Origin of the sequence: Arsenophonus sp. aPb (assembly GCF_029873475.1) — a bacterium.
In the GTDB taxonomy this organism is placed as follows: Bacteria; Pseudomonadota; Gammaproteobacteria; order Enterobacterales; family Enterobacteriaceae; genus Arsenophonus.
In genome coordinates, this window is record NZ_CP123502.1 from 1 (window position 1) to 12,161 (window position 12,161).

The window sequence follows — 12,161 nt, forward strand, 5'->3', positions numbered from 1 at the left end:
CAGTGAAAATGGCTACTCTAATAACGCCCTCTTTTACTGGACATAAAAACAGTATAATATAATTATAAAGAAATTCTTAGCCATCTTTTATTTCAAATAAATATCTTTTGAAGGAAAATATAAAGACTTTAAAACTGAATGTTAAAAATTAACTCTCTAAAAATTAAGGAAAAAAGTGTTAGAAATCTGTAAAAATAAATCCATTAAATTGGAAGGTAATGAGGAGAAAAAGCTTAAAACAATAAACGCCAGTATTCCCAATCTACCAGGTGTCTATCTATTTTTCGGTCAAAATGAATTTTTGCCAATCTATATCGGGAAAAGCATAAATCTTAAAAAAAGAGTGTTATCTCACTTTTATCAAAAGAATTTAAGATTAATAAAACAACTTAGATATATTTACTGGCAAACTACTGCAGGTGAAATAGGCGCACTATTGCTCGAAGCTAAATTAATTAAATTATATCAACCTGTTTTCAATAAACGGCTAAGAAAATACCACGAGCTTTGTGCTTTTCAGATAACAAACAATAAAATTGATATTGTTTATGCGAAAGAAATAGATTTTTCTAAATCAGAAAACCTCTATGGTTTGTACAAAAATCGCTTTTCCGCTTTAAAAAAACTTAAATCCATTGCGGATGAAAATAATCTCTGTTACGCCAAACTTGGAATGGAAGAGAAGAAAAAATCAGGCTGTTTTCGGCTTCAGCTTGGTTATTGTCGTGGAGTTTGTGTTAATAAAGAAAGTCATGAATGTCATCATAACCGGTTATTACAGGCGTTTAAACAACATAAATTAGCTGTCTGGCCTTACAAAGGCGCAATTGGCATCGTCGAAAAAGGGGTTCAACAAACACAAATTCACATTGTTAATAACTGGGTTTATCTGGGTTCGGTTGAAAATCTCAGTCAGACATTAACATTTAATCAGGCAACAGATAAATTTGACCATGATATGTATAAGATCTTGTGTCGTCCAATATTAGATAAAAATATCACCATAATCCATTTGTGATAAATTTTTATCACTTGTTTGATTTCTGGTGTTCGATCATTTTAATCGTTGAATAGCTTTCTCAATTCAGCATCAGTAAGACCCGTAGACAACTTCACAATATCTCTTTCCACACCTTTTTCAAGAAGTTGACGCGCAATCTTTAGGGAAGCCTGTTTTTCGCCTTCAAGTTTACCTTTTTGAATCCCTTCTTGAATGCCTTCAAGTTTACCTTTTTGAATTCCTTTAAGAATACCTTTTTGTTCGCCTTCTCGACGTAACTGTTCTGCAATAGTCATAACGACCTCCCGATAATCATCCGCTTTTTCCGCAATCTGATGCAAAAATTGTTTTGCATCAGAAGTATTTCCCCGTTCAACAATATAATACATTAATCCTTTAAACAACTCTGGCTGTATTACATACTGATTTAATAAGCCAGCTATCTCATGACTAAATTCTAGCATATCACGTGCTCGGATATGTTTCATCACTAACTCCATCAGCGCAACACGTCGATGCTTTATGATTTCCTCGTCAGGAATGGCTGTAACGTCAACCAGAGGGAATGCTTGAGTATAAACTGATTTTGCCAGTTCCGGATCAGCAAAGCAATCAAACCAATCTGTACTATAAGGATAGGGTGAAGTTTTCCCTTGATAGAACAGTAGCGGTATTACCACAGGTAAAGTATCATTTCCCTGTTCTAGATGCTGATGCATTGCCGCTACACTGTAGCGCAGCAATCTGAACGTCATCAGCTTTTCCGGCCTGCTCTGATGTTCTATCAGTGTGTAAATATACCCTTTTCCCGCTGTTGTTTGCACAGAATAGAGCATATCAGAGCATTGACTACGCAAATCTGGTTCAATAAAACTACCTGATTCCATTGCCAATGTACTAAAATCACACAATTTGCGAATATTTTCAGGTAAATGGATTTCCAGGAAATCCTTTGCAATCGTAATATCGCCAAGAAATTTTTTAAACAAGCTATCATGATGGGAAAGTGTCTTTTTCATTGCTACAGTATAACCTTGAGGGGTAATTCAAGCTATCAAATTAGCTCAAAAACATTATAAAACTTGTGATAAAAAAATAGTTTAGGGGAAATTTTTTACCATGAAAGTATGCTGTTTATTTGTTTTAATGTTCAATTATATAGTTCTAGAATAATTATGTAAAAAATACATTAATAACATAATATATTGTTTTTAATTACTTTAATTACATCTCCTGAAACCACTAAATTTTCATATTTCTTGATTGATAGTTATAATTATTTTCTCCTTAATTCTTTAGGAAGAAATTCATCTATCTCATCATCGGAAAAAGTCATATCTTCAAGTTCTTTCAGCGCTTTTTGAGCTTTCACGTAAGCCTTATAATTTGTACTCGGTGCCCCAGTATAAACAGCATGTAAATCTTCTGTAAGCTTATCTCTCCGCAAACAAAGATCATTAAGCGGCACAGTTTTCATACGCAAATCCGTTAACAGGGAAAGATATTTCTCTCGGATGATCCACAAATCTGCCCCTGCCTGTCGATGTTTTTGAGCAATTTCTCCAAGATCGTAATCTTTAATGTAGGAGTTAAGGGTAAGCAAAATTGTAGACAATAAAACAGCTACCAACGTACCAAGCTTTTTATATTCAATCAGTGCACTAAAATCAAAAAGTGCTGTCACCAATCCGCCTGTCACAAAAGCAGATAGGACTATTTGGCTACACTTTATAAACTTATGGCGGTTAAATAGAATATCTGCACATTTTTCGTGTGTTTTGTGAGAGTAAATAATTCGTCCATAACATTCGCGTAACTGTCCTTCAAGAATTTTATAGTTATCAGTCATAATCGCTTCTGTTTGCTATTATTGGAACGTGTATTCTGTCTTTAGAAACAACAATATTATTTTTGACAAGATAGCATTCAACAATATGATCTCCTTGGAAATTACTGTTTTCTTCTTTCGTTTTGTGACCTTTATCTAATGTTATCTGACCACGAACACAGTTTCGGCGCTGTGCTTCTTCTCCCCTATTTAAAACTTTCCAATAAACCTGATAACATCCACCTACAGATGGAAGCTCAGAAATCAAAAATTTGAGTTTTTTCTCTGCTTTCAAAGGAATTCTTTTAATCAACATATCACGAAGAAGAAATTTTCTATAACCGCGCTGAATGACTTCACAGTCAATTTTTAATTGATAACGTATGTCGACAGGAAATTTATTTTCAATGAACTCCTCAGTGTTGTCCCATGTTTGAGAAGTAAGGTCTCTATTGATCTGTGTAGCCGGGAATGGCTGTCCATAAATAGATTTCCACTTTTCGTTAACGTTATCTTTTCCCTTTTCCTCAATTGCTTTAAGGCAAAGCTCGTGTGTTTTCTTAGCAAGTCGTTGGAAACTTTTCTTTACTTTTACTCGCTGTCCACTTCCTGGAGCACAATACTCATTTTGTGGTGGTAACTCAGAAAGATATTTAAAAAAATCACGACTTAACTGATCGTAATAAAGATAGCTTTTATCGTCATAAGTCGAAGTAGAGTTAAGAAAATTATAAGCTAGCGTGTCAATCAGTAACCCACCTATTCCAATACCATGTTTATTTTTCCATGCACGCGCCATTTTACATAATGGGCGTAAATTTAAATTTTTTTCTGCATTTAAATTAGCAACAGCCTCCATTTCCTTTCTTGGTTTTGTGACTTTCCAACTACCACCATTCTTAGTGTCAGGGTATTTATAGCTCATATCCTCTTGCTCAAAAACGGGCTGTACTTCAATATGGAAATTCGTATAAGTGACAGTCACAACAAGACGATCAACTCGAACGTTGGTAGTTGGATAACGTTTAATAATTGCATCTTTTGTATCTTGCAAAAGCTTTAATTGACCGCCAGGTTTATCGTAATGTTCCCATTTATTCTTAGGCATAATGTAAAGCATGTCTAAATCAGAAATGTTATTAATGCCAGTTTTTCGACCGAATGATCCCACTTGAAGTGTGTTTGCCACCTTTGAGTCTGTATCTCGAAATTGTCTGTTAAGAGCTGCTGTAAGTTCACCATAACGTGTACTGATAGTCTCGGTATTATTTATTGTAAGATTGTTAATGAATTGCGAAAATATCTCTGAAATACTCATTCCTATTTCTCTTCATTATGAAATTTATAGATAGCAATTTAAAAATATTAAATAATGCCGTGTGGATTTTTAACTGAATATTTATTTTTTAATTTCAACTCTTATATATTAATTTGTTCTACATAACTAATAATGATTAAAGTAAAAATCTTTAGTTTAATCAATTAACTTTATTTCTAATTCAGTATAAAAATTAACTTTAAAATAAGATGGTTATCTGTTTTTTATTATCGATAATATCGCTCTGATAATTAAATAGACAAAAAAAATAGTACCAAGGAAAGTTACTGCAATTAACGATTCTATTTTAGCTGTTACTAACATATCTACGATATTACTCAATTGATTCATATGAAAGCCTATAAAAACATATATATAAATTAATATTTTTTTTACACAAAAAATAACCATAACAAATTTATTTACAATAAATTAAAATATTTAAAACATTTTAATAGCGAATGTGTGAAATATATCAATATTTAATTAGTATATATATTATTTTATTTGTGAAATCTGTCACTGATCATAAAATTCATAATAAGTTTACAATGATTTATATTGTAAACTATATTGATTTTATATAATTACGTGATTATGAAGAAAAATCCAGTAGCAGAGGTTTATGAGGTATACATAGATGTAATTTAACCTGATTTTTACGTACTAGCTTAAACTAGTATCTGACACCGCCGTGATATGAACAGGTACCTGGTCCTTCGGATGTTGAAAAAGAACTATCATTACATATCGCTTTTATATTAGGATCATCCTAATCGTTTGTTATAAATACAAAGGAGTTAAAAGAAAATATCAATATAATTAATAATAAAAATATTTTTCCCATTTTGAAATTATCCATTGTTATTGTTGTGATCTTTATTAAGATTCTCTAGAAAAGCATTTTTTAAACTTAGAATAAATGCTTATAAAGCATTATAGCTATCTTTTAATTTATATCTGTGCAAATTAAAGTCTTTATACCAAAATCATGATGTAACATATCATAACGATGTTAATGCAATACTTAAACTAAATTTAATCACAATGTATTGAATTAAATAGATTATATTGAAAATAAGTATGATGAAATTACGACTTTTTATTAATTTGTTACATGTAATAAATACAACATATTTTTAATGTTTAACGAATGATTTTTATTTTTCGTATTGCTGTAAATATGAATATAGAGAGCACTTTTGTGTAATAACAGAGAATTAAATTTCAAAAATTTTGTTCACTAGATGTTTCATGGACTGAGCTGGGAGGGGATAGCCAGTACCACCATGGTCGTTTTTCTATTTCATGCTCCTTATGCTGAACCCAACAATAAAGGGATGTATGATCAACATTCATATCCCATTCGGCAGGTATTTTCTGTAATTCTCGATAACAGATGCCATATTTGCAGTACTAATGTACCGCTCAAAAGATGATGTCGTGGGTAAAGTATCGGCCTTTAAAAATATTCATGCTGAGCAACACTGATTTAATCGTTATGGAAGATTATCAACAATTTGAACTTTGCAATAGTCCCTATTATTATTAATACCATCTTTATTTATGGAAAATATTGTTTTGTATGATTGCAGTGCAATCTCTCTATTCAAAAAACAAACATTCTCTTTAGTTAATTTTTTTATATTAAAGTAATTGTTGTCACTAGTTATTATTAGAAGTGCTTTTTTTGGTGATAACGGATAGTAATAATCTATGTTTTCCGCCTTATGACCATCAGGGTTAATATTTATCACAGGTTGATCTGATGTTATAAAGTCAATATCAGTTTCATTGTTTAGGATAAATATCTTTGCTGACTTATTTGTAGCCATATCATATGATAGGTTACCAGCAAAAAATGAACACATAAACCACCAATTTCTCTGATAAAAATCTCTAAGCAATGCTTTGTGTGGCGTATCCTCAATTGTATTTAACGCATCAATTAAAATCCTTTTCATCCTTAATGTTCTTGAATATTGATAGGCGACAAAGAGGCATAATTCACAATATTTATCTTTATTCTCAATGTAATCAGTTTTTCCATCATTTAAACTATTGATCAAATCAATAGCTCGCTTTTCCATTGAGCTAAAATAATCTTCAAATATATTACTTGTTATTCTATCATTTATATCTTTGTTATCTGTAATATCAGATGCTATTTTTGCAAGATTTTGAATTTCTGCAAACTTTTTAAAGAAATTAACGTGTTGTTTTTGTAACTCTACATGGCAATTTTTTATTATCTCTTTAACTAGATGGACATCTTTTTCCTTAAAAAAACCTATTTTGTAAAAGTTATCTTCACGAGCTAACCCTTTAATACCATCATTTGATATTTTACCTGTACGGCTGATATACCAAATGTTTACCTTATCACTAGACCATCTACGTAGATAATATGCCCAAACGTAGTGGTGCCTAATCTTCTTGTTTGGAATTCTCATTTCACTATTCATTTATTTTACACTCGAATTGCACTCGAACCTATATCAGATAAAAGGCCTTTTTGGCCGTTTCCTTTTAAGGAACTAACATTAAAGCCGTTATACCTTCTGAGATTTATGCAGCTTATTTTGGACGAAAAAAATTATAAGGTATATGTGAAAATAATATACCATAGTATTAACATAGATATGCTTTATTTTTATGAACATAACAAGTTAAAATGTATTAATATTAAACTAAAAAATTAGTAATATATAACTTGTAATTAAGATTTTTGTTTATCAATTACCACCAAGATTTTTATTTTCAAAAATATAACCGGCATAAAATATTATACTTTATATTAACATTTTTTTAAAATTAAACAAACGTGCAATATTTTTTAATGTAATAATAAACAATTACATGGGTAATATTACAATAAAATAAAAAATAAAGAAACTATCATCTCTATTTTCAAATGAATTTATAGATATAAATCACATTATCTATTCCTAATTATATATTTTTTTGAATAAAAAATTTATTATTATTTTCAAATATAAAAAAATAATCAATATACTATTTGTAAATATGAATGTTTTATGTAATGTCCGTTTTTAAAACTAAAAATGTATCTTTAAAAGTATATTATATGACAACTATAAATAAAATTGCACAATGGTCTAAGGATAAGCCTATTTGGTGGCAGCATTCATTAAGACTCACATTGATGCACGGAAAATTAGACAGTGAAGATCTTAATGAAATATTAAAAATAGCAAAAATGGAACACGGGTTAGAGAAAAAAAATGATAATTATCCCTATTGCTCATCTGACTTAGATTTTACTGGTTATTTTCCAGAGCAGCATAAAGTATTTTTACATTCCATTTCAGATATTCAAGGAGTGGCTTTATTAGCAGAAAATCAAACATTGGAATTTTCTAATGAAAATTTAATTATAATTTATGGGGAGAATGGTACAGGGAAATCGAGTTACACAAACATATTAAAACATTGTTGTTTAACTCGCGGTGATCAACCTGAAATAATAGGGAATGCATTTAATAAAAATAATCCAATACCACAAGCAAAAATTTCGGTTATATGTAATGAAAAAAAAATTCAATATTTTTGGAATCCTGAAAAACCTAGCATTGACATCCTAAAATCAATACGAGTATTCGACAGTTTATCAGCACATCATTATATAAATAAAGAGGACGAATTAGGATTTAAACCTATCGGCTTAAATCTTTTATCCGAACTCAGTAAAGCTGTGAATCATGTTAAATTAAACATGGAAGAAGATAATATGGCAAATAATGGTTTAATAAATTTACCAGAACTAACATCTTGTAGTGTTACAGCTGAATTTATAACAAAGTTATCTGCGAATACAAACGAGGATGATATTAATCTACATATTGCTTCCGTTGAAGAATTACAAAGAATAGAACCACTAAAAAAAGAAATTATCCAAAGTAAATCTCAAACAGTCAAAATAAAGAAAGAAGAATTACAACAAAATATAAGAATCCTTACTCCTTTAAAAAAAATATGTGAAGACATCCTAAATTTATTAAGTGATGAAGCATTTGAAAATTTAAAAAAACAATATGTTGATAAGATAAAGAAAGAAACCTTCGCTGAAAATATGCGGCAACAAACATTGAAAGGCCTACCATTGGAATCTATTGGAGGATTAAATTGGCTAAGTTTATGGCAAGAAGCTAAAAATTTTATAGTCAAAGAAACTAAGAAAAAGATTTTTCCATTAAAAAAAGAAGAATATTGCCCTCTTTGCCTACAAGAAATTGATGAAAGAAGTGAAAAAAGAATGGCGAATCTGGACAAATATCTAAATGCACAGGCAGCAAAAGAAGCAAAAAAAGCTAAAGATTTATTTGATCAAAATATTAATGAATTATCAAATATTAGTCTTAGTTTAAATTCTTATGAAGCAGCACTTAATTTACTAAATTTACATCAAGATAATTTAGATAAAAAATTCAAAAAACTATTTTCTAAACTAGAAGAAAGAAAAAAATTGTTTAGTACATCAAACTTACCTGAGAAAATTGAAAAGTTAGATTTAAAATGTATTGATGAATTAAAATATATTTTTACAAATATTGAAATGCAAATTGAAAGTCTTTATTCAGATGAAGATCTTTTAAAATTAATAAATAAAAAAGAATTAGAACTTTCTCATCTAGAAGATAAAAAATACGTGCAGGAAAATAAAGAAAATATTATTTCAAATATCAGAAGATACAAAAGAATCAGAATGCAGGACAAAATTCTTTCTGAATGTAATACAAAATCTATATCAGATATATCTTCAACAATAAATCAATCTAATGTTGTTCAACCTTTAATGGACGCTTTTAAAAACGAATTATCAGAGTTTGGATTTAATCGATTTAATGTTGAAGTAGACTCCAGGAATAAACGTGGAAATCAACAATTTAAAATAAGTATTTCAAATTCAAAAATATCTACTGTCGCAAAAATTGCAAGTGAAGGTGAACAACGTTGTATTGCAATAGCTTGTTTCTTAGCTGAAATGAAAGCTGATTCAAGAAAGTCAGCAGTAATATTTGATGACCCAGTAAATTCATTGAGTCATGGATGGAGCAAACGAGTAGCGAAACGTTTAGTTGATGAATCAAAAGAAAGACAAGTTATTATTTTTACTCATAGCCTTACTTTTTGTAAATTATTGCTTGAATCAGCTGAAAGTAAAGATATAAAACACTCCAATTTTACATTTGAACGATCGTTCAGAGATGCAGGTATAATTAGATGCCATGCTCCATGGCCTGCTTTAACAACCGGCGGACGTATAAAGGCTCTTCGAAAAAAATTAGAAAATATAAAAAAACGAAGTAAAAACAATACAATTAATCAAATTCACAATGAATGCTACAACTTTTACGGGTATTTGCGCGAAAGTTGGGAAAGACTTGTTGAAGAAAAACTACTTAATAAGGTTGTAACTCGCTTTGAACGAGGAATTCAAACTAATCGATTATCTAAACTAACTGATATATGTCAAGATGATATTGATAAAATTAATAAAGCAATGAAAAAGTGTAGCACTTATTTAAGAGGTCATGACAGCGCTACAGCCATAGGTGAGCCATATATATCTATTGAGGAAATGGAGCAAGATTTGAATACAATTTACAATTTCTCACAAGAGCTTCAAAATAGTCCAAGATGCAGATCATAAGATTCTTATTTGAAATAATAAAAACCTAGATACAGTTTATATATATTTTTCACTAATGCATTTTGAACATAAATTAATCGAAATTAGACATTTAATAAATTACCTTATAAACCGTTGAGCGCGCAATATTTAATTGACGAGCAATTGCTGTTGCTCCTATTCCCTGAGAACGTAGTTGTCTAATTTTTTCTCGATCAACGCTGCGCTTACGCCCAAACTGAACACCTTTTAATTTTGCTTCCAGCCGGCCTTCGTTTGTCCGTTCTAAAATACGTTGGCGTTCTGCCTGAGCCACTGCTGATAAGATGGTTACTATCATTTTGCCCATCGTACCTTCGGTACTGATACCATCATCTAAAAATCGTATCGCCACCCCTTCTTGGTCGAACTCTTTTATTAATTGGATCATATCGGCGGTATCACGACCAAGACGATCCAGTTTTTTAATCAAAATAATATCGCCCTCTTCGACTTTCAAACGCAATAGATTGAGTCCATCCCGTTTGGTATGGCTACCTGAGACCTTATCAGTAAAAATTCGATTCGCTCTTACCCCAGCTTCTTTAAGGGCTTTAACTTGAATATCGAGCGATTGTTGACTGGTTGAAACTCTGGCATAACCAAAAAGCCGCATTAAATGTCTCCTTAATCGATTTAAAGACACAGAATGTCTTTTATTTTTATAAAAACGATTTAATAGACATTTTAGAGCAGATATTTTCAACTGTCTAAAAATTTATAATATTTTAGACAAATTAATAATTTATTTAAATAATAACGATATACTTTGTTTTAGTTGTATTAATTAAAAAAATAAAATTAATTTGCACCTTATTTAAATTCTTTGCATTTCTGCAAGTTTTCGGTAATGCGCACCTAAAGCAGTCAATTCACAACCAGTAGACTCCATTGCTGCATAATACATATGTTCTACATTAATTGGCTTAACTAGACCATATCGATTACATATTTGTAACTCTTGAAAAATACGAACATTATCCGAATTTACAGGCATATTTTTAAATTTATCAGGTACATTATCGCGATCTGGCTCAAATGAAGGGTTTAATGAGAACGTAGAAGTAGCATCAGGAAAATATTCTGGTAAACGTCTAAGAATATCTAAAGGAATTTTTGGATCAACTTTTCTAAGAGCAACAAACCTCTGTACATTTGCTTTGTAAATAGGACGTTGTTCCCAAGGTCCTAAAGTTTGATCTATATGAGCATATAACGAAGCAGGTGTAATTCGCCCACATACATCCGCCGAACTTCCGCTTAATCCGTCCAATAAAATTTTAGTGAACAAGCCTTGATTATTCGTTTCTGCGGCAGCCCCATTTCGATGACAAGCCGTTAAAATAGTTACACCATTTCCAATTGCTGCAATATTTTCATTACCGAGAGATGACACCTCTCCTGTGTATCCAGAATGGCAACTATCTAAAATAATCACAGTAGATTTTATACGTGGGTATGCTCTGTTAGCCAAAGTTAATATCTCAGATAGAGACATTCCCCATGCTGCTTGATGCCCATCTTGACTAATAATATAACCAGCATTTGTGTTAGGATTAATTATTCCATGACCAGCAAAAAACAACAGAACAATATCTGCATCATCGCGGAATAAATCAGATACTGCATTATTGAGAACAGCGCTTGTTACGGTTAATTCATTACTTGTTAGACAACGTACTGAAAAATTTGGCGAACCATCACCATTCCTTTCTATGGTATTTGCAATAGCTACAGCATCATTAACACAACCATTTAAACGACAATTTTGATAGTCATCAATACCAATCACAAGAGCCTTTCTCATAATATTAAATCCTGTAAAGTTCCCAGATTCCACTAACCACCGATTCAGAGTTCCAACCTACACATTTATTTGCATTCGATATAACAATGTCAGAAGAGTATTGCTGTCCCCATGGATTAACAGCCAAAATAGGTTTTTTATACCCTTTTGCCCCATCAATTTCCTTTTGAATCCATTTACTGTAATTTGTGTACAAACCAGCAGGGATAACGATTACATGACTTCTCACTATTTGATTGAATATCGCATCTTGCAGTGCTTTATCTGTGCTAGCATTATGAATTGAGTCATTTTTAGGTACTGAAAAATCGCGAAAATCCAATAAAGTTTCCCCGGAACGCCATGATTTATTAAAAATCCAATCAGCGAGCTTTTCATAATGATTAGAATATTTCCAGGAATGGCTAATGAATACATGAATTTGATAAGTTTTCATTTTTCCCTTATTACAGAGTCTATAAAAATCTAAAATAATACTTTTTATAAGTCATTAACCATTGAAATAGTAATGATATT

Annotated in this window: 9 protein-coding genes; 2 read left to right on the forward strand and 7 right to left on the reverse strand. The window is 30.9% G+C overall.

Translation table 11 applies throughout. The features are described 5' to 3' along the window. Positions 1-175: 175 nt before the first annotated feature. Positions 176-1,018, forward strand: coding sequence for a GIY-YIG nuclease family protein (locus tag QE177_RS15330; RefSeq protein WP_280552632.1), 843 nt, complete (start codon positions 176-178; stop codon positions 1,016-1,018). 41 nt (positions 1,019-1,059) lie between these two features. Here QE177_RS15330 and QE177_RS15335 read toward each other — a convergent pair whose 3' ends face one another. From QE177_RS15335 to QE177_RS15350, 4 genes are all read right to left on the reverse strand, one after another. Next, positions 1,060-2,019, reverse strand: coding sequence for an Rpn family recombination-promoting nuclease/putative transposase (locus tag QE177_RS15335; RefSeq protein ID WP_280552634.1), 960 nt, complete (start codon positions 2,017-2,019; stop codon positions 1,060-1,062). Positions 2,020-2,276: 257 nt separating this feature from the next. Further along, complete coding sequence (locus QE177_RS15340; RefSeq protein ID WP_280552636.1) at positions 2,277-2,849, reverse strand: SLATT domain-containing protein; 573 nt, start codon at positions 2,847-2,849, stop codon at positions 2,277-2,279. After that, positions 2,842-4,146 carry a nucleotidyltransferase gene (locus QE177_RS15345; protein WP_280552639.1) on the reverse strand — a complete coding sequence of 435 codons (1,305 nt, stop codon included), beginning with the start codon at positions 4,144-4,146 and terminating at the stop codon, positions 2,842-2,844. The genes QE177_RS15340 and QE177_RS15345 overlap by 8 nt, the downstream gene beginning before the upstream one ends. A gap of 1,499 nt (positions 4,147-5,645) precedes the next feature. Beyond that, positions 5,646-6,611 (reverse strand): DUF4238 domain-containing protein, encoded by a 966-nt coding sequence (locus QE177_RS15350; RefSeq protein ID WP_280552641.1) that lies wholly within the window; start codon positions 6,609-6,611, stop codon positions 5,646-5,648. A 623-nt stretch (positions 6,612-7,234) separates the two neighbouring features. Between QE177_RS15350 and QE177_RS15355 the strand changes: the two genes are divergently transcribed. Next, positions 7,235-9,820, forward strand: coding sequence for an AAA family ATPase (locus QE177_RS15355; protein ID WP_280552643.1), 2,586 nt, complete (start codon positions 7,235-7,237; stop codon positions 9,818-9,820). A 91-nt stretch (positions 9,821-9,911) separates the two neighbouring features. Here the strand turns inward: QE177_RS15355 and QE177_RS15360 are convergent, their stop codons facing one another. The 3 genes from QE177_RS15360 to QE177_RS15370 form a co-directional block, all read right to left on the reverse strand. Then, on the reverse strand, positions 9,912-10,454 hold the full coding sequence (locus tag QE177_RS15360; protein WP_280552646.1) for a recombinase family protein: 543 nt from the start codon (positions 10,452-10,454) through the stop codon (positions 9,912-9,914). Positions 10,455-10,655: 201 nt separating this feature from the next. Continuing rightward, positions 10,656-11,645, reverse strand: a complete 990-nt coding sequence (locus QE177_RS15365) for a caspase family protein (RefSeq protein WP_280552649.1) — start codon at positions 11,643-11,645, stop codon at positions 10,656-10,658. Positions 11,646-11,649: 4 nt separating this feature from the next. Beyond that, positions 11,650-12,081 carry a TIR domain-containing protein gene (locus tag QE177_RS15370; RefSeq protein ID WP_280552652.1) on the reverse strand — a complete coding sequence of 144 codons (432 nt, stop codon included), beginning with the start codon at positions 12,079-12,081 and terminating at the stop codon, positions 11,650-11,652. Positions 12,082-12,161 lie beyond the last annotated feature (80 nt).